Source organism: Leptotrichia sp. oral taxon 498 (genome assembly GCF_002240055.1).
Taxonomy (GTDB): Bacteria; Fusobacteriota; Fusobacteriia; order Fusobacteriales; family Leptotrichiaceae; genus Leptotrichia; species Leptotrichia rugosa.
Map to the genome: position 1 here is coordinate 79289 of NZ_CP016753.1, position 20638 is coordinate 99926.

At 33.4% G+C, this 20638-nt stretch carries 13 protein-coding genes; 10 read left to right on the forward strand and 3 right to left on the reverse strand.

Annotated features, from left to right (window positions below):
- The 3 genes from BCB68_RS00355 (at window position 1) to speB (ending at window position 3603) form a co-directional block, all read left to right on the forward strand.
- Entirely contained in the window at window positions 1–870 is an 870-nt protein-coding gene (locus BCB68_RS00355) for an ABC transporter permease (protein WP_068156925.1), read from the forward strand.
- 20 nt (window positions 871–890) lie between these two features.
- Complete coding sequence (locus tag BCB68_RS00360) at window positions 891–2663, forward strand: oligopeptide ABC transporter substrate-binding protein (RefSeq protein WP_094079026.1); 1773 nt, start codon at window positions 891–893, stop codon at window positions 2661–2663.
- Window positions 2664–2739: 76 nt separating this feature from the next.
- Entirely contained in the window at window positions 2740–3603 is an 864-nt protein-coding gene (gene speB, locus BCB68_RS00365; RefSeq protein WP_094079027.1) for an agmatinase, read from the forward strand.
- A gap of 156 nt (window positions 3604–3759) precedes the next feature.
- Here speB and BCB68_RS00370 read toward each other — a convergent pair whose 3' ends face one another.
- Window positions 3760–10632 (reverse strand): autotransporter-associated N-terminal domain-containing protein, encoded by a 6873-nt coding sequence (locus tag BCB68_RS00370; protein ID WP_094079028.1) that lies wholly within the window; start codon window positions 10630–10632, stop codon window positions 3760–3762.
- A gap of 290 nt (window positions 10633–10922) precedes the next feature.
- Entirely contained in the window at window positions 10923–15521 is a 4599-nt protein-coding gene (locus BCB68_RS00375; protein ID WP_094079029.1) for an autotransporter-associated N-terminal domain-containing protein, read from the reverse strand.
- A gap of 258 nt (window positions 15522–15779) precedes the next feature.
- Between BCB68_RS00375 and BCB68_RS10595 the strand changes: the two genes are divergently transcribed.
- The 7 genes from BCB68_RS10595 (at window position 15780) to secG (ending at window position 20161) form a co-directional block, all read left to right on the forward strand.
- Complete coding sequence (locus tag BCB68_RS10595) at window positions 15780–15932, forward strand: hypothetical protein (protein ID WP_172826450.1); 153 nt, start codon at window positions 15780–15782, stop codon at window positions 15930–15932.
- Window positions 15933–16106: 174 nt separating this feature from the next.
- Complete coding sequence (locus BCB68_RS00380) at window positions 16107–16544, forward strand: NfeD family protein (RefSeq protein WP_094079030.1); 438 nt, start codon at window positions 16107–16109, stop codon at window positions 16542–16544.
- 159 nt (window positions 16545–16703) lie between these two features.
- A complete protein-coding gene (locus tag BCB68_RS10740; protein ID WP_237048646.1) occupies window positions 16704–16913 on the forward strand; it encodes a helix-turn-helix domain-containing protein in 210 nt (69 codons plus the stop codon).
- Window positions 16914–16959: 46 nt separating this feature from the next.
- Entirely contained in the window at window positions 16960–17880 is a 921-nt protein-coding gene (locus tag BCB68_RS00385) for an RNA-guided endonuclease InsQ/TnpB family protein (RefSeq protein ID WP_237048715.1), read from the forward strand.
- A 223-nt stretch (window positions 17881–18103) separates the two neighbouring features.
- Complete coding sequence (locus BCB68_RS00390; RefSeq protein WP_094079031.1) at window positions 18104–19018, forward strand: SPFH domain-containing protein; 915 nt, start codon at window positions 18104–18106, stop codon at window positions 19016–19018.
- 130 nt (window positions 19019–19148) lie between these two features.
- Complete coding sequence (tpiA, locus tag BCB68_RS00395) at window positions 19149–19916, forward strand: triose-phosphate isomerase (RefSeq protein ID WP_094079032.1); 768 nt, start codon at window positions 19149–19151, stop codon at window positions 19914–19916.
- 38 nt (window positions 19917–19954) lie between these two features.
- On the forward strand, window positions 19955–20161 hold the full coding sequence (gene secG / locus BCB68_RS00400; RefSeq protein ID WP_094079033.1) for a preprotein translocase subunit SecG: 207 nt from the start codon (window positions 19955–19957) through the stop codon (window positions 20159–20161).
- 231 nt (window positions 20162–20392) lie between these two features.
- Here secG and BCB68_RS00405 read toward each other — a convergent pair whose 3' ends face one another.
- Window positions 20393–20590: a cold-shock protein gene (locus BCB68_RS00405; RefSeq protein WP_068156890.1), complete on the reverse strand. Its 198-nt coding sequence runs from the start codon at window positions 20588–20590 to the stop codon at window positions 20393–20395.
- Window positions 20591–20638: the final 48 nt, after the last annotated feature.

Genomic DNA, 20638 nt, shown 5'->3' on the forward strand with positions numbered 1-20638 from the left:
ATGAATGAAAAACCGACAGGTATTAGAATAATAGTAAAAGAACTTTTAAAGGATAAACTTGCGCTTGCATCATTAATTTTACTTGCAGTAATTTTTGGAATTATTTTTATCGGCTCGCTGTTTGCAAATCAAGATGAAATTATGAAAATAAGCCTTTTGGACAAATATGCCATTCCAATGAAAGAAGGATTTTGGCTGGGCTCAGATTCAGGTGGACGTTCAATTTTAGGACAGCTTATATTGGGAGCTAGAAACTCGATTATCATTGGCTTTACAATAACTATCTTGACAAGTTTTCTAGGAACTTTTTTTGGAATGATAAGCGGGTATTACGGCGGAATTATTGATAATATAATTATGAGAATAATTGATTTTATAACAATTATGCCGACACTTATGATAATTATTGTATTTGTAACAATTGTGCCAAAATACACAGTTAGTTCGTTTATTTTCATAATGAGTGCATTTTACTGGGTTTCAACAGCACGGCTTATTAGGAGTAAAGCTCTTGCAGAAAGTAAAAAGGAATATGTTCTTGCTTCAAAGACAATGGGAACAAGCGATTTTAAAATAATTTTTAGAGAAATCTTGCCAAATTTAAGCTCTTTAATAATTGTGGATTTGACACTTGCCTTTGCCGGAAATTTGGGAATTGAAACTGGACTTAGCTTTTTAGGATTTGGTTTGCCTCCTTCAACTCCAAGTCTTGGGACACTTGTTGGATATGCAGCCGATCCGGAAGTTTTATCTTCAAAACTTTGGATTTGGCTTCCAGCTTCGATTTTAATACTTGTTATGATGCTTTGTATAAACTACATTGGACAGATGTTAAACAGAGCTGCTGATGCGAAAAAAAGACGAGCGTAACTTTTTTGAGAGGAGAATTTATGAAAAAAATATTGATTTTTTTAATTGGACTTATGCTAATTTCCTGTAATCCAGGTAAAAAGAGAAGTGAGATGCCGGGAGCTAAAATAAATTTGTCAATTTTTCCGATAAAAACTTCAAATAATGAACCAGCTGTGGAAAATGCAACACTTCAAGTGGCTCTTGTCAAAGATGACCCGCTTGTTGGAGTTTTTAACGAGATTTTGTATCAGGACGGCTACGATGGAGATATCCTTTCGATGTTTTTAAGCTCCAGCCTTTTTGAAGTGAATGACAATTTTGAAATAATTGACACGGGTGTTGCCACATTAAATGTCGATGCAAAAAACAAAAAAGCAACTATAAAAATTAAAGATGGTATAAAGTGGTCAGATGGCGTTCCACTTACCGCAGATGATATAATTTATGCTTACGAAGTTCTGGGAAGCAAGGATTACACAGGAATTCGTTATACTAAAGAATATCAAAAAGTCATTGGGATGAATGACTACCACAGTGGAAAATCTAAAACAATTTCCGGCGTGAAAAAAATTGATGATAAAACAGTGGAAATTTCATTTTCTGAGATGGGACAAAGTATTTTTAGCGGTGGAAACGGACTTATGGCAAACGCACTTCCAAAACACTATTTAAAAGATGTTCCAATAAAAAATTTAGTTTCATCTGACAAAATAAGAACAAAACCCGTCACATTGGGGCCTTATAACTTGGTAAAAATTTCTCGCGGAGAAAGCATGGAATTTGTGGCGAATCCTTATTATTACAAGGGAAAACCTAAAATAAAAAAGGCGATTTTGCAAGTGGTCAATCCACAGTCGATTGTTGCGGCTCTAAAAGCCGGAAAGTATGACTATGTTATGGAAATGCCAGACAGTTTATACAATAATTATAAAGATTTTAGAAATTTAGAAGTTTTGGGACAACAAGATTTGTATTATTCATATGTTGGATTTAAATTGGGACATTTTGACAAAGCAAAAGGAGAAAATGTGAGTGATCCAAATGCTAAAATGGCAGATTTAAATTTAAGACAAGCGATGATTTATGCAATTGATGTCGATCAAATCACACAGGCCTTTTATTTTGGACTGCGTCAAAGAGCGACTTCCACAGTTCCTCCAGTCTTTAAAAAATATTTTCCAAAAGATTTGACAGGATTTCCGTATAACTTAGCCAAAGCAAAACAGCTTCTTGATGAAAGCGGATACAAAGATGTGAACAATGATGGATTTCGTGAAGATAAAAATGGTAAGCCGCTTCAAATAAAAATGGCGTTTATGGCTGGTGGAGATGTGGCTGAGCCACTTGCTCAGTTTTATTTGCAAAGCTGGAAAAAAATCGGACTAAATGTGAGCTTGACTTCTGGAAGATTACTAGCTTTCCAGAACTTTTACGAGAAAGTACAAAGTGATAGCAAAGATATCGACGTATTTTTCGGTGCCTGGGGAGTCGGAACCGACTTAAATCCAACTTCTTCGGCTGGAAGAAGTTCTCAGTTAAATTACACAAGATTTGTATCCCCTGAAAATGACAAATTCATCGCCGAAATTTTGGGTGAAAAATCACTAACTATCCCAAATTACAAAGCCGAAATGTACAAAAAATGGCAAGAATACTACATAAATCAAGCCGTTGAAGTGCCACTTATGTACAAATACAAATTAACTCCAGTAAATAAAAGATTAAAAAATGTCTACATTGGTTATGACAGCGCCTTAAAAAACGAAGGTATTCAAAAATGGGAATTAACGGCTATAAATCCAATGAGATAAAAATTGTAAATTTTTTTTAAATATGCTATAATGACAAAAATTTTTTAAGTAAATAAAATTAAGAAAGGTAAAAACTATGAGAAAACAAAATATACATACATTTATTGGCTGCGACAATGAATATGACGAAAGTAGTATTGTAATTTTCGGTGCTCCATTTGACAGCACTACTTCCTTTAGACCTGGGACACGATTTGCAAGTTCCGTTATGAGAAATGAGAGTTTTGGAATTGAAACTTACAGTCCTTATCAAGACAAGGATTTGGAAGATTACAAAATTTTTGACGGTGGCGACTTGGAACTTTCTTTTGGAAATTCAAATTTGGCGCTTCAAGACATTCAAGATGAAACCGAGAGTATTTTAAATGACGGAAAAATTCCATTTATGATAGGTGGAGAGCATTCTGTCACATTGGGAGCCGTAAAAGCGGTTTTTAAAAAATATCCAGATTTACACATAATTCAGTTTGACGCTCACACAGATTTAAGGGATGAATATTTGGGTCAATATTTTTCACACGCTTCAGTAATTAGAAGATGCTGGGATATGGTTGGCGACAATAAAATTTTTCAGTTTGGAATAAGAAGCGGAGAACGAGCTGAATGGGATTTTGCAAAAAAACATCTTCATACGACAAAATTTAACTTTGGAAAAAATTTTGACGAACTGGACAAAGTTATTGAAAAACTAAAAGGTAAACCTGTTTACTTCACATTGGATTTAGATGTGCTAGATCCGTCAGAATTTCCAGGAACGGGGACACCTGAAGCGGGAGGAGTTACTTTTACTGAGTTGCACAAATCAATAGAAAAAATCTCAGAATTAAATATTGTAGGACTTGATATGAACGAATTATCGCCTATTTACGACCAATCGGGACAATCTACCGCTCTTGCATGTAAGCTTCTAAGAGAAATTTTGCTATTTATTTCAAAATAATCAACAAATCATTTAAACAAAGTGAATTGCTCAAATTTACAAAAGTAAGATTTCTTTTGTTAATATGATTTAAAATTAAAAATGAGAGTGCAAAAATTTTAACACTCTCATTTTTTTATAAAATTTTCCTTTTGAAAATTTGTAAATTTATCAAAATTAGTAAATCAATCTAAATCCTAGTCCACCTCTTACGTTTTCTCCCTTAGTGTCATACCCAGCATTTACTGTCACTCCAAATCTTGTGTTGTCAATTCCTAAGTTCAAGTCAAATTTACCATTCCCGTGTCTGTCTTCCTTGTCATTTCTCAAGTTGTACCAGTCTGCCGTCGTATAACGTACTCTCGCCTGATTAAGTCTATTCAGTTTCTCAATCTCATTTTCATATGCCGCCGAAAGTCCAATCGATAACTGCGTTCTTACAGCTAATGGTTGAATATACTTGAATTCCGCTCCAACTTCAGGCTTAACTGAGAAATAGTCGTTTCCTTTAACTTCCAGGTTCATCTGTCCCCTGTCCTCATTTATATCCGTAAATCTTCCATATTCCATTTTTAACGCTCCGTAAGGTCTCAAATGCGTTCTTTCAGATAATCTTATGTCATAACCTAAATCAGTTTTTAACGCCGCTCCATAGGTATAATAGTCAGCCTTTGAGTAGAACGTGTCGTCAACTACCCAGAATTTTCGGTGCATATTGTTTACACCTCCAAACACATCTCCTGCAATCGTCCATCTTAAGTTTCCGTTATGGTCCTTAACTGGCGACACTGTCTTAAATACTCCTGCTCTAATCATTGACTGCTGTTCAGTCGATTTTCCTAAATCCTTGAACTTGAATCTGTTTGAAACTGCTCCAGCATACCATCCAGCTGAGTTTCCAAGCGTAATTGCCTCGTCTTCATGCACATAGGCAACTCCGTAAGCGTTGCTGTCGTAGTCAATTACTCCTGCCGTATCAGTTCTGTATTCATCTTTCTGTCCAAACACTTTTATCTTGTTGCTCTGCTTAGATGGATTTCTCCATTCGTCGTGCAAATATTTGAACTCCTTGTCCAAAGTATTTCCTGTTGCATTTATCCTTTGCTGCGTATTTGAATATTCATAACCCTTCATCTCATTTACAGCCTGCGCAAATATATGATTTTCACCTTTTCCTAAGTCATTCAGCTTATTAAATATCTGTTTTTCCCTCGAATGTATGCCTTCGACTCCGTATCTCTGTTCAAGTCCGTCCAAAAAATGTTCCGTGTCAACGTCGTTTTTGCTTGCAAAGTCTGTATAAGGTATTTTTACCATGTATACTGTCTTTATCGGTGCCGCTATGTTTCCTGATTCCACCGGCTGCGCTATCCAGGTCAGGCTCGAAGAGTTCACATTTAATGTCACCCCTGTCGATACAACACTTGCCAAGGCATCATTATACGGCTTTAAGATGTTATCACCTATTTGAATCGCTTTCGCATTCAGATATTTTGTAACTTCCGTTCCCATTATCAGGTCTATATCTGTAAGTCCATATAGGTTGCTTAATCCTTGAATCGGATTTGTGTAGTTTATACCTGATGTGTCAACATACATTCCTATGCTTGATATTTCTCCATTCGAGTGGGTATGGTTGTGGTCCATCTGCTCAGTCGCCAAGTTTAATGTCGTAACTCCTGTTAAATCTGTTATGTTCACTTCTGGAGCTTGAGGAGACGCTACGTTCGTATCAACTTTTACTGGCTCAACCTGTACTCCATCTATTGATATTGACACTGCGCTCGGTAATGATGCTGGCGGAACTTTTACTATCGCCTTTCCTGTTATTTTCTTGTCTGTCGCTGTCCCTTCCAGATATGGTCTTGTCGAAGTGTTTCCTGTCCCGTGTTCTTCATACGGTTTATACGTCGAGCTTGTTTCATCGCCTCTGAATACATACACTCCTATATTTTTACTTCCCATAATTTTTATTGTCCCGTAGTTCTTAATGACTCCGCCGTTTGTCACTACCACACCTTTTATTCCTGTTCCATTCGCTGTTGGTGTCGTCTGGATCACTCCGTAGTTTTCTCCTTCCGCATATCTGTCAATATACATTCCTGTCGTGTTCTTGCCGTCCAGGTTTATAGTTCCTCTATTTACTGCCTTCGCACCTCTTCCAACTGCATACATTCCTACACTGTTTTCCTTTGTGACATTTATTGTTCCATAGTTTTCAACTGTCCCTACATTTGATGCAGCTTTTGTATTTTCATCGTAATATCCCGTCGCCATTCCAATTCCATACTGCTTGGTTGTCACATCACTCATTCCAACTTCAATTGTTCCATAGTTTTTTCCAGTTCCCTGCGTTGAGTAGATTCCAATATTTCCATTTCCCGACATCAGATTAATGTTTCCGTGATTTATTGAATCCTGCGATGAATAGATTCCATATCCATTGTTCTTATCAGTCACAATATTAGAATAGTTTTCAATCTTTCCACCAAGAGCTTTTGGCGCACCTGAATAGATATATACAGATTTTTCTCCAATATGAACGTCATTTGGCGCATGAGTTGTCAAGTCTGTCTTAGCATTTGAGGCTGTTATTAAATATCCAAATGAATCTGTATCTCCTACTTTCATATCCACATTTGAATTTACCGTTGTCGCTACCGGCGCTTTATTGTCATCTGCGATGTAAACTCCGACAGCGTTGTTGTTTGCAATATTTATTTTTCCACCAGTAAGGTTTACAGTAGGTCCAGTTGAATAAATACCTATGGCATCGTCAGATACATCAATTTTTCCACCAGTCATATCTACATTTTTACCATAAACACCATATGAAGATTGTCCTACATTGATAGTTCCTGCTGTGCTTAATTTTGTATTAACATCATCTGTAAACATACCAATTGATTCATTTCCACTTGAAGTTGCCACAACATTAATTGTCCCAGTATTTGCATTTGTTACAACTGACGAATTGTTTGCATACATTCCAGCTGATTTAGTTCCATTTACATTGATTACACCTGCATTTGTTAATGTTGCCTTGCTTCCAGCCATTCCAATTGCATTATTGCTTCCATTCATTGTTATTGTACCAGTTGCAGTATTTGTTGCCCAAGTTTCATTATTCCCTCTTACAGTACTCGCTTTACCGCTATTGTTAAGTACATATATTCCAATTGCAGAATCATCGTTCATAGTGACTATTTTATTATTTGTAATCTCAATTTTTCCAAAATCGCCAGCACTTGTAGCAAAAGGCTCAGATACATGGTCAACTAAATTTCCTTTTGAATCAAGTCTATAAGAAAGCCCTAAAATACCAAATGATTTTTTACCTCCAACAGTTACTGCACCATCGTTTGTAATTGGAGTGCTGTTTGTACCGAAAATACCAACCGCATTGTCATTTTTGTTAGTAGCTTCTACAGCAACAGTTCCATTTGACTTATTATGTATTTTACCATAATTTACATAAAGTCCAACCCCACCAGCACCTGTATCAGTTCTGTTCACTTCGATTTTACCATCGTTATTAATTTGTGTAGTATTGTTACTTGTGCTTTTACTGCTTGCACTTAATGCAATTCCAATTGGAGAGTTCCAGCTAGAATCAATATCATGAACTTGCGCTGTATTTAAGTTAGCTTTAACTCCACCAGTTGACGCTACATTGACAATTGAGTTTTGATAAAGCAATCTTTTACTAAATACTTCACTGTCACTATTTTCAGCTGGTGTTGTTAATCCTCTGTCTAATGAAGCATTAACATTTAAAATTCCATTGTCAACTGAAGCATATTTATATTGTGTTGCTGATGGATCGTTAGTTACAGTTATTCCAGTACCTAATGTCTGATCCTGTAATGAACCTGAACCTAATGGAGAGTTGTTAATATTTAATGTGACAACCCCTCCTGCGGCTGGATCACTATTTCGTAAATCAGCTATTATTACATCATTTGAAGAAACATGAATAGTGGCATCTGTTAAGTTTACAGGACTATTAGGCATATGTGTATCATTAATATAACCTACTGCTTTTCCTCCTAATTCAAGTCTTGAAGCTTGTGTTCCATTTTTACTCATATCAATTGTACCGCCATTATCCGTATAAAGCGCATATCCCGCACCTTCATAATGTACTGTACTTCCTTTTAACGAAACATTTGCCCCGTTAGTAGAAGCCACCGCTGTCGAACCAGCTATAACTTTAATTTTATTGTTATCCGCTATTATTTTAGTTGGATTACCCGAAACATTACCATCAGCATATAATCCAAACCCCGTGTATTCATCAATAGGCTGCCATGTTCCAGATACAATTTTACCTACTTGTTTACCAGCAACATCAACATTCCAATCTGTTGAAGATGTAAATGAATTTGTTGTACCTCTTGAAATATCTACTTTTGCACCGCCTTTGGCGTAAACTGCTCCTGTTGTAGGTGTAGAACCGCCGCTTAATGGATTATTTGAAATAGTGCTTTGAATTTTTAATCCACCCAAGTTTTCATGAGTTTTAACTCTTGCTCCCCCATCTGCAAAAATAAATATATTATCCGTTGTCACATTACTTGTTGAAATACTTCTTGCTGTTGCTTCCCAATTATTTACAGCATTTGTGTTAGTTGTATTTTTACCACTGGCAAAAATAGCTGTATTATTAGTACCACCATCAAGCACCATATCACTTTCTGAATGTACAGAACCACCATTTTCAACTGCTATTCCTGTATTATTTGAACCACCAGTCATCTTAATTCTACCAATTCCCAAATTTACCATTACACCATTTGCAGTTCCAGTTCCTGGCGTATAAACTCCCACATTATTTTGACCATTACCATTACTTGCAGCACTTCCATTTAGATGAATATAATGAGCTTGTAAGTCAATTGCTGATTTCGAATAAATCCCTGCTGAACCTAATGAGTTTCCACCACCATCTTTTCCACCATTATTTTGTAATTCAACTCCAAATGCCCCATTTATCCAGTTATGTGTTCCAGGAACATAGATACCAGCACTATTATTACCTTTCATTATAATTGCTTCATCTGTCATATTCGTATCTGCCCATTTTCCACCATCACCTGCATTTGTTCCAACATTTATATCAAGTTTATTAATCTTATCTCTACTACTGCCATTCCAAAAAGCATCACCTACATATGTTACAGTTATGTTAGTACCAGCTAAACTAGTAGCTGTACCTTGTACTGGAGTTCCAGATGCTTTTCCTGCCGACAAAGCTTTAGAAAAATTAGTAAAAACTAATGAGTGAGAAAATTGAGTTGGAGCGTTATCAGGATCAGTAACCTCTCTTGGATTAAAATAAATACCTACACTTTGATCTCCTTCCATAGTCATTTTACCTTTATTTATTACTGCTATCCGTCTATCAGAAATCCTTGGAAAAGGTGGATGAGGAGGAGCAGGAGTAGGAATAGGATCAGGAAATTTACCATTACTACCACGATAAACATCATTCGCAAAATAAAACATCGCTGTTTTGTTTGCTTTTGTAGTTATATCACCTATTCTAGCACCAGTCCCAGATAATTTACCTTCATTATAAAAGAATTGCTGTGTATAATTATGAGTAGTGTCAGGCGAAACAATAAATACAGCACTTTCTGTGGAATCATGAATTATTTTTCCTTGATTTAAAATTATCCCATTTGCTCTTCCATAATCATCATGCGAATAACTATTTGAAAAAGTAGCATATTTACCACTTATATCAATATTTCCTGTATTCGTAAAAATATTATATCCTCCATGCGAAGCCGTTCCATCTTCTATTATTTTCATACCTAGAATATCTTTAAAACTTTCACTCAAATCAAGTCCTGAAGAAGCTAAATCACTAAACTCAGTAATCACTTTACTAAATTGTAGTCCATTATGTATGTCTTGATGCACAAGTTCCTCGGTATGTGCAGCATCATTACTACTAACATATGTTACATTCGCATTATTTAAAAAGAATGCAGCGCTAGGTACACCGGCATTACCAGAAATTTGAAACAAACCATTCACATTATCTTCAGTTGTTGAAGTAATTCCAGAAACTGATTTGTCACCTCCACCATATGCTAATGTATTTAATGAAGTGTATGAATGCACATTAAAACCTGGAGAAGTATTTTTTATAGTTATATCAGGTACATTATAGGTTAATTTTTGATAATTTGTATTTGTTCCTAGATTCCTAGTAACATTGATTGTTCCACTTTTAATAGTAACTCCTTCAAATACCCCATTATAATTATTATCATATTTAGTTTTTCCTAATGCTCCTATATTATTATTACCATTCATTGCAGAAACTCGCTGCCAGCTTCCTCTTGATCTAGCAGTTAATGTTAAATCAACATTCAAATTAACAGATGGAGCACTGACATTAGGTGCTTTTGGTGCATTGACTGTTCTAGGAATAAAATTAGGCAGATTGCTTACATCAATATCCATCGATAAATTTGCATTTTTAACCTTAGGAACTAATGGTGTAAGTGAAGCAGATACTGGTATTATCGCAACGGGTTCCTGTTTTAATCCAAGATCTGTTGTATTTCCATAAAGAGAGTGTGCATCTGGAGTTGTGTTGTATTTATACTTCCCCATCGTTTTATCTCTTTCATACTTCACATCGGCAACTTTGTCCCCACGTCCTTTGTAGTGCCCTTGCCAATTGTTATAAAATCCATTTATTCCATATTGCCAGCTGCTCCAAGGTGACTTAACCACGTGATCCCCTTGCTCCATCAACTGAATCAGCTCTAAATTTGTGTTACGGAGAAGCTTGTTATTTTCTGCTCTCGCTTTTCTAAAGTCCTGCTTTAGCTGAACAATTGATGTATTTATTGCTTTTGTCTGTACTTTAATCTCATCTTCAGCCGAAAAAAGATTGATTGAAATTCCTCCTATCCCTATCGCTCCCGTCAATAAAAACGAAATAAGCGCCGCATCTGTGTACTTAAAGTCTTTTACTCTTTTGGCAAAAGATTTTAATTCTTGTTTTAATTTTTTTAAATTGTTCGTCATTTTCCTTCCCTTCTCAAAAAATTATTCTAATCTTTTCTTAATTTAATTTCATTATTTTTGCAAAATTTCAAAAAAAATATAAATACTTTCTTTTTTTAAATATCACAATTTTATAACAAGCCTTATTTAATTGTATAAAATTTTTTAAAAAAAGTAAAGCTTTTTTGTTTTCTTTTAGAATAAACTTTTTTACAAAAAATTTTTTATTTATTTTTTTAATGATTTATCTATAATAAACAGAGGACCAAAATTTTTTGATAAATAATTGTCTCAAATTTTAGTGGCAAAGATTAATAATTCAATTTAAATCCAAGCCCTTCTCTAATATTTTTACCTTTAGTATCATATCCTAAGTTCGCCGTCACTCCAAATCTTGAACTATTAATTCCGACATTTAAGCCAAATTTTATATTTCCCTTTCTATCTTCTTTTTCATTTTTTAAATTATACCAATCTGCCGTAGTATAACGAACTCTAGCTTGATTAAGTCTATTAAGTTTTCCAAGTTCATTTTCATACGCCGCCGAAAGTCCTGCTGAAAGTTGTGTTCTCGCAGTAAGTGGCTGAATATATTTAAACTCTGCCCCAACTTCAGGCTTAACTGAAAAGTAGTCGTTCCCCTTGACTTCTAACTTCATTTGACCATTATTTTCCTTTATATTCGTAAATCTTCCATATTCTATTTTCAGTATTCCATATGGCCGCAAGTGAGCTCTTTCAGATAATCTTATATCATAGCCTAATTCATTTTTTACAGCTGCTCCATAAGTGTAATAATTAGCTTCAGACTCAAACACATCGTCTACAACCCAGAATTTACGATGCATATTATTTATTCCCCCGAATACATCTCCTGCAACTGTCCACTCTAATGAACTGTTGTAATCATTTTTTGGTGACATTGTCTTAAATGCTCCAGCTTTAATCATAGATTGCTGTTCAGTCGATTTTCCTAAATCTTTGAATTTAAATCTATTTGTAACAGCTCCAGCATACCAACCTTGAGAATTCCCCTTTTCAATTGTTTCATCTTCGTGCATATAAGCTACTCCGTAAGCGTTGCTGTCATAGTCTACAACTCCAGCTGTATCTGTGTTATACTCATCCTTCGCTCCAAACACTTTAATCTTGTTATTTTGTTTAAGCGTATTTCTCCATTCTTTCCGTAAATTTCCAATTTCCTTGTCCAATTCATTTCCAGTTTCATTAATTCGCTGCTGAGTATTTGAATATTCATAACCTAGCATTTCACTTATAGCTTGCGTGAATATAAGATCTTCATCATTCCTCAAATCGTTCAACTTATTAAAGACTTGCTTTTCTCTCGAATTTACATCTTCAACTCCATATCTCTGTTCAAGCCCATCTAAGAAATGTTCAGCATCCGTATCATTTTTATTTGCAAAATCAGTATAAGGAATTTTTTCCATATACACGGTTTTCATTGGTGCAGTTAAATTCCCTGATTCTACCATCTTTGCTCTCCAAGTCAAACTTGCTGAATCTACATTTAATTTAACTCCTGTCGGCATAACACTTCCCAAAGCATCGTTATATGGTTGTAAAATGTTATCTCCTATTTGAATCGCTTTTGCATTCGTATTTCTTGCAGCTTCTGTTCCCATTATTAAATCTATGTCTGTAAGTCTTGTTAAATTATTTAATCCTTGAATAGGATTCGTATGATTTATTCCTGAAGTGTCCACATACATTTCTATGCTTGATTTATTTGTATGATTATTACCGCCTGATACTTGCGGCAAATCTATATTTGCGTTATCTCCTAATGATTCAGCTATCACAGCAGGTATCGGTATTGACACTGGACTTGGATGTGCAGGGACTTTTACTACCAATTTTTCTGCTACTGTTCTACTAACTGCTGTTCCTACCGAAGATTTATTTGTTGAGTTGTTAGTTCCATGCTCCTGATATGTACTAGTCGTGTCAGTTTCTACTCCTGTATTACTACTTCCAACGATATTTATTGTTCCATAATTTTTAATAATTCCTCCATTTTTTGCAACCACACCTTTTATTCCATTACCGCTTGCAGTTGTCTGAATCGTTCCATAATTTTCTCCAGCAGCATGATTGTCAATATACATTCCAACCGTATCATTGCCTTCCAAATTAATGGTACCCCTATTTACTGCTTTTGCACCAGAACCTGAAGCGTACATTCCAACACTGTTATCTTTTGTAACATTAATTATTCCATGATTCTCTATAGTTCCCACTGATGCAGCTGTACTTCCTGTCGCCATTCCAATTCCATATTTTCCATTTACTACATCACTTGGACCGACTTCAATGGTTCCATAGTTCTGTCCAACCCCTTGTGCCGAATAAATTCCAACATTTCCAGTTCCTGATCTCAAATCAATATTTCCACGATTTATAAAATCTTGAGATGAATAAATTCCATAACTATTATTTCCATCAGTCACAATATTTGATTTATTTTCAATTTTTCCACCTAAACCTTGTGGTGCTCTCGAATAAATATAAACTGAATTTTCTCCAATATGAACATCATTTGGTGCTTTTGTATTTAAGTCTGTCTTAATATTTGCCGCTGTTATTAAAAATCCAGCTGAATTTTGCCCAACTTTCATATCCAAGTTTCCTTTAACAATTGCAGGTTTTGGAGCTACTGTTGCGTCATCAATATACACTCCTACTGCATTGTCGTTGCCTACATTAATTTTCCCTGCAATAAGATTGACATCAGGCCCTTGAGAATAAATTCCTACTCCATCATCACCTACATTTATTGTACCACCATTCATTTCTATATTTCTTGCAAAAATACCATAAGAAGATCGTCCAACATTTATTATACTGTTATTTCTTATTCTAGTTCCATTTTCTTCTTCCAACATATAAACTTTTGACTCTGGATCATCTCCATACATTCCTATTGATTCATTTCCAGGAGAAGTTGCAGCAACATTTATTATTCCAAAATTTTTCAAATCAGTATTATTTGTCCCGTACATTCCAAACGATTGTGTCCCATTTATATTAATTATTCCAGAATGATAAACATGAGTTACAGGATCTTCACCTTCATAATTTGAAACGGCACCAAAACTAGATCCCATTCCTATCGCATGATTATTTCCATTTATTGTAATAGTACCTTCATTTACACCGACAAGCCAAGCTTTAGATGTAGATGGAACAGATTTTATAGTCGGATCAATGCTGTTATTTTTTGTAAATATCCCAATTGCGCCGTCATCGTCCATTGTAATTGTACCCCATGGCAAATTCATAATATCTATTTTCCCAAAATTAGCTGGATTTTCAGCACTTCTGAAATAAGGTTCATTAGACGGATCTACAGCTAAACCTGTAGAAGGGTCTATTCTATACGAAAGTCCTAAAATTCCAATTGAGTTTTTACCACCGACATGTATTGGACCAGAACTTACCATATTTGAATTGTTTGTTCCGTACATTCCAACTGCTCTGTCATTATGTGTCGCACCTTGTTCCACTTCTAATTTTCCAGCATTATAGTTATTAAGCCATCCATAATCGGCATAAAATCCTATTCCACCTTGTCCAGCATCTGTTCTGTCAACAAAAACTCTCCCCTTATTTCCAATTTCTGTTGTTCTATTATTAACCGATTTTGAACTTCCAGCAATTGCAAGTCCCACTGGTGCTAAAAATCTGTCATCTATCGCCTTCATTTGTGCTGTATTTAATTCTGCTTTTACCGAACCATATGCTTCGACATGCAATCTCGAATTTTGATATAAAAATCTCTTTGTGAACACTTCGCTGTCTGAATCACTTATTAGATTTGCTTTATCAATTGCCGATTTTATTTGAATTGTCGCATCATCTGCCAAAGCATATTTATAATTTGTCTTTCCATTTGAACTTGTAACATTTACATTTCCTCTAAGAAGCCGGCTCTTTAAGCTATCATTACCAGCTTTATTTTCCACATCTATAACAAGCGGACTTTTTGAATCTGTTAACTCTGCAATTACTGCATCATCAGAAAGCACATCAATATTAGTATTATTAAAACTTACAGCATTTGGTCTAGCCTGGTCAAAAACATAACCAATAGCTTTTCCATCTAGTATCAATGTCGCATCTTTCATATTAATAGCACCTTCAGAATTACTTGTACTGTCAGTATAAAGTGCATATCCATTTCCCTTATATTCCACTTTACTGCCTTCCAAATCAATTTTTGCATTGTTTAGTGAAACAATGTTCATTGGACTGTCTGTCACTTTTATCCAGTTCTTCTGCGCATTAATTATACCGCCATTATTGGCAAAAAGTCCAAATTTTGCATTTTTCTTTGTCTGAGAATCAATCCCATTTGCTATAGAAATATTTGGCATTGACGGAAGAGAAGTTCTGTTCATTGTTATCGTTTCGCCATTACTTGCATGAACTGCTCCAACATTATCATCTGCTACTGTTTTTTTATCCGAAGTATTTCTACCTCTAGTATATTTAATATTTTTTACCTTATCTCCACGACCTTTGTAGTGCCCTTTCCAGTTGTTGTAATTTCCGCTCACTCCATATTGCCAGCCTCCCCAAGGTAATTTAACCGCATAGTCTCCTTGCTCCATAAGCTGAACTAACTCCAAATCGGTATTTTTAATAAGTTTCTCATTTTCTCGTTTTACCCTTTTAAAGTCTTTTTTCTGCTGTGCAACCGAGACGCTTATCGCTTTTGTCTGTGTTTCAACCTTATTTCCATCTGAAAACAGATTAGCTGGCGCACCTCTTCCTATCGCACCAGTCAATAAAAATGTGATAAGTGCTGAATCAGTGTATTTAAAGTCTTTCACTTTTTTAGCAAATGACTTTAATTCCTGTCTTAACTCTTTTAAATTTTTTGCCATTTTTCTTCCTTTCCAAAAATTAAAAAATCTACTTAAATTATATATTTTTTATCCACTATAATTTAATTTTTTTAATTTTTATAGATAAAATATCAAATTTAATTTTATTTAATATTTTACAACTATATAACATTCTTTATTCAAATTATATAAAAGTTTTTTGAAAAAGTAAACTTTTTTTACTATTTTTTTTAAAAAAATATGGTATAATACTAGTGCAAAATTATAAAATTTCAATTAAATTTGTAGGAGAATAAAATGAAAAATTTAATTTTAATAATTTTAATGCTATTCTCACTAACTTCCTGTGTTACAGGCGGAATAAGTGTAGGAAGTAACGGAAAAATTCATGGAAATATAGGAGTCAGCACAGGTGGACTGATAAATACTGGAGTGGGAATTGACTTTTAAAAAATAAATTTATAAACTGAAAGGAGAAAAAATTATGAAAAAAATAATTTTAATGATTTTGATGTTAGTTGCACTAACTTCTTGTCTAAGTGCGGGAATTGGAATTGGAACAAATGGAATTCACGGTGGTGTCGGAATCGGATTTTAAATTTTTAGGAAAAAAAGGAGAAAAAAATGGGTGAATTATTTTGGGCAATGGCAACTGCGGTATTTGCAATACTAGAAATTATTATACCGGGACTTGTGACAATTTGGTTATCCCTTGCAGCACTTGTTTTAACTGGATTATCTTTTTTTATGAGAAATCCTGTCGTCGAAGTCTTTATTTTCTCAGCTTTGTCAGTAATTTTTGTAATTTTCACAAGACCCGTCTTAAAAAATTACATCGAAAAAAACAAAAGGACAAATTTTAATTCTAAAATGATAGGAAACGAGATAAAAATCGAAGAGGTTTTAAATTTAACAAGTTCAAAAAAAGAGTACGAAGTTAAATTCAAAGGTATCCTTTGGAAGGGGATTAGCGAAGATGTCTTAAAAAAAGATGAGATTGCTAAAATAAAAGGTTTTGTTGGAAACAAAATCATTTTAGAAAAAATGAAGAAAGAAATGTGAAATTTAAAATAATATAAAATTTAGGAGGAATAAACAGATTTTAAAATTATATGATAATATACTAACTAATAAGTATTTAAATATATCATAAATATTAAATTTAAACTAAATAGATTTAATAAAGTTGTAAACAAAGAAAGTATAAGAAGTGATTGAAAAATGACAAAGAACTATAAATGCGTAAAAATCGAAATCAAACCTACTAGTGAACAAATTGAGAAAATTAATAAAACTATTGGAACAGGGAGATATTTGTATAATTTTTATATAACATATAATAAAGAAATTTATGAAAAAGAAAAGAAATTTGTAACAGGATTTGAATTTTCAAAATATATAAATAATATTTTTAATAAAAGAAAATCCTGATAAAGTTTGGATAAAAGATGTTTCTTCAAAATCTAATAAACGAGCGATAATGGATGGTGAGAAAGCATTTAAAAGATTTTTTAAAAAATTATCAAAGTTTCCAAAATTTAAAAAGAAAAATTGTAATAACCAAAGTTGTTATTTTCCTAAAAATAATAAAACTGATTTTGAATTTTATCGACATAAGATAAAAGTTCCAACTTTGAAATTTGTAAGACTTAAAGAATATGGATATATTCCTAAAAATGCAAATATAAAAAGTGGAACTATATCAAAAGAAACTGATAGGTATTTTTTATCACTTGTTTTAGAAATTGAAAAAAAATTCAAAAATACTAAAAATTTACAAATTAAAAATGGAATTGGAATTGATTTTGGGATAAAGGATTTTGCAATTTGCTCTGACGGTAAAGTTTTTAAAAATATTAATAAAACTTGTAAAGTTAGGAAAATCGAGAAAGAATTAAAGAGAGAGCAACGAAAACAATCAAGAAAATACTTAGTTTGTAAAAAATCAGGAAAAAAACTTTATGAGTGTAAAAACTTTCAAAAACAAAAATTAGTAATATCTAAACTATTTTTTAGACTAAATTGTATTAGAAACGATTATATAAATAAAATTGTTAGTGAAATAACGAAAACCAAGTTAAACTATATAACAATCGAAGATTTAAAAGTTTCTAATATGATGAAAAATAAGCATTTGTCAAAGGCAATTTCAAATCAAAAGTTTTATGAATTTAGAATGAAACTGCTGAACAAATGCAAAGAAAACAATATTGAACTAAGACTTGTTGATACATTTTATCCTAGTTCCAAGTTATGCAGTAATTGTGGGCATAAAAAACATAATTTAAAATTGAAAGATAGGATTTATAAGTGTGATAACTGTGGAATTGAAATGGATAGGGATTTTAATGCGAGTCTTAATCTAAAAAATGCTGAAAATTATAAGATTTTAGCATAATAAATAATATATTCTAAATAAAAAAAAGAAGGAGAATGCTACTATATAGACTAATAGTGAAAGAGAATATATTATGTGTACCGATGGCTAGTCGGGAATTTACGACTGTGGAGAGCAAAAAGAATACGAGTAGATAATTTTTTTTATCAAAAGTATGTTCGATGAAGCAGTAACATTCTAATGTGTTAAATATGTTTTGACACATTTTTAGTAGCAGGCTATTATGAACGTCATATTATTACCATTAATTATTATTTTACTTGCTTTTCTTGCAATTTTAGTTCTGAAAGCAATAAGAATCGTACCCGAATCAAAAGTTTACATCATAGAAAAATTAGGAAGATATTATCAGTCACTGGATTCTGGATTAAGTTTTATAAATCCATTCTTTGACAAAGTAGCAAGAGTTGTGTCGTTAAAAGAACAGGTTGTTGATTTCCCTCCACAGCCAGTAATCACAAAGGACAATGCCACAATGCAGATTGATACAGTCGTATATTTTCAAATAACAGACCCGAAACTATACACTTACGGAGTTGAGCGGCCAATCTCAGCAATTGAAAATTTAACTGCGACAACCCTTAGAAACATCATTGGTGACATGACAGTCGACCAGACTTTGACTTCAAGAGATGTTATTAATACAAAAATGCGAAAAGAGCTGGATGATGCGACAGATCCTTGGGGAATAAAAGTAAACAGAGTTGAGCTAAAAAGCATTTTGCCACCTGCAGACATAAGAGTTGCAATGGAGAAAGAAATGAAAGCTGAAAGAGAAAAAAGAGCAAATATTTTGGAAGCACAGGCAAAAAGAGAAGCGGCTATTTTAGTTGCGGAAGGAGAAAAACAAGCGGCTATTTTAAGAGCAGAAGCCAAGAAGGAACAGCAAATTAAAGAAGCGGAAGGGGAAGCAGAAGCAATTTTATCAGTTCAAAAAGCAAAAGCAGAAGCTTTAAGAGTTTTAAACGAAGCTGCTCCAAACGACAAAGTGCTATCTTTAAGAGGACTAGAAGCATTTGAAAAAGCGGCAGATGGAAGAGCTACAAAAATTATTATCCCAAGCAATATGCAAAATTTAGCAAATCTTGCGACTGTATTTTCTGAATTGACAAAAAAAGATGAAAGTGAAAAAAAATAAATTCAAAAACTTTATTTTTGACAAAAAATTTGTAAAAAAGCATATTGACATTAAAAAATTTCGTTGATAAAAGTGTTGATATATGATAAAATTAAAATAAGAAAATTTATGAATATTGGAGGAAAGATTAATGAGAAAAGTAATTGTAGCAGGAAACTGGAAAATGAATAAAACTGCAAAAGAAGCAGGAGAATTTTTTGCAGAATTCAAACCATTAGTAAAAGATGTTAAAAATGCTGGAATTATAATTGGTGCACCTTTTACAGCATTAGAAACAGCTGTTAGAGAAACTAAAGGAACAAACATTAAAATCGCAGCTGAAAATATGAATGCTAAAGAAAGCGGAGCTTACACAGGAGAAGTTTCACCTTTGATGCTAAAAGACTTAGGTGTTGAATATGTAATTTTAGGACATTCTGAAAGAAGAGAATATTACGGAGAAACTAACGAAATCATTAACGAAAAAGTAAAATCAGCATTAGCACACGATTTAAAACCAATTTTATGTATCGGTGAAAAATTGGAAGAAAGAGAAGCAAATACAACTGAAGATGTGGTTAAGAGCCAAATTATTGGTGGATTAAAAGATGTAACTGCTGACCAAATGGCAAATATAATTTTAGCATACGAACCAGTTTGGGCAATCGGAACAGGAAAAACCGCAACTCCTGCACAAGCTCAAGAAGTTCACGCATTCATAAGAAGTTTATTAACAGATTTATTTGGTGCACAAGTTGCTGAAAATGTAACAGTTCAATATGGTGGATCAATGAATGACGGAAATGCCGCTGAATTAATCGCTCAAAAAGATATCGATGGTGGATTAGTTGGTGGAGCAAGTCTAGTTCCTGCAAAATTCACAGTAATAGTAAAAGCTGGAGATGCAGTAACTAAATAGTTATTTTCTCAGTCTTTGCACAATTTAGGAGGACTTTAATGTTAGAAAATTTATTAATCGTAGCTTTGGTAATCTTATCAATTATTATGATAAGCGTAATCTTATTGCAACCTGACAGAAGCCAAGGTTTAGCAAAAAGTGCAGCAAATATCTTAGATGAAGAAAAAGAAGGAATTGAAAAATTTACTGAAGTTATCGCAACATTATTTTTGGTTGTTGCAATATTATTTCAAATAGTGAGATAAACTAAAAGAGAGATTTTCGTCTCTCTTTTTTTATTTTAATATTCAGACAATGTAAATCACTTTATGTAACTGACTGTAGTCATAAATCCCTATATTAATGAACTTGTATTAATATTTACACAAAATTACATATATTTTCAAAATTTATAAACAAATTTATTTTTTCAAAAAAAAACTATCTTAAAAAATTTAAGATAGCTTTTTTAATAACAACAACATTTAACTTAACTATTATTGAGAAACTACATTTGTTGCTTGAGGTCCTTTTGGTCCTTCTTCTACATCAAAACTTACTTCTTCACCTTCGTTAACTGTTTTGAATCCTTCTTTATTGATTTTTGAGAAATGTAAGAAATAATCTTGTCCATCTTCTCCTGAAATAAATCCGAATCCTTTTTTGTCGTTAAACCATTTTACTTTACCTAACAAAGTATTACCTCCTAAAAATTTACACCTCAAACAACTTGTTACAAATAT

Coding starts and splice junctions, on each gene's coding strand:
- BCB68_RS00355 (WP_068156925.1), top strand. CDS start 1: ATGAATGAAAAACCGACAGGTATTAGAATAATAGTAAAAGAACTTTTA.
- BCB68_RS00360 (WP_094079026.1), top strand. CDS start 891: ATGAAAAAAATATTGATTTTTTTAATTGGACTTATGCTAATTTCCTGT.
- speB (WP_094079027.1), top strand. CDS start 2,740: ATGAGAAAACAAAATATACATACATTTATTGGCTGCGACAATGAATAT.
- BCB68_RS00370 (WP_094079028.1), bottom strand. CDS start 10,632: ATGACGAACAATTTAAAAAAATTAAAACAAGAATTAAAATCTTTTGCC.
- BCB68_RS00375 (WP_094079029.1), bottom strand. CDS start 15,521: ATGGCAAAAAATTTAAAAGAGTTAAGACAGGAATTAAAGTCATTTGCT.
- BCB68_RS10595 (WP_172826450.1), top strand. CDS start 15,780: ATGAAAAATTTAATTTTAATAATTTTAATGCTATTCTCACTAACTTCC.
- BCB68_RS00380 (WP_094079030.1), top strand. CDS start 16,107: ATGGGTGAATTATTTTGGGCAATGGCAACTGCGGTATTTGCAATACTA.
- BCB68_RS10740 (WP_237048646.1), top strand. CDS start 16,704: ATGACAAAGAACTATAAATGCGTAAAAATCGAAATCAAACCTACTAGT.
- BCB68_RS00390 (WP_094079031.1), top strand. CDS start 18,104: ATGAACGTCATATTATTACCATTAATTATTATTTTACTTGCTTTTCTT.
- tpiA (WP_094079032.1), top strand. CDS start 19,149: ATGAGAAAAGTAATTGTAGCAGGAAACTGGAAAATGAATAAAACTGCA.
- secG (WP_094079033.1), top strand. CDS start 19,955: ATGTTAGAAAATTTATTAATCGTAGCTTTGGTAATCTTATCAATTATT.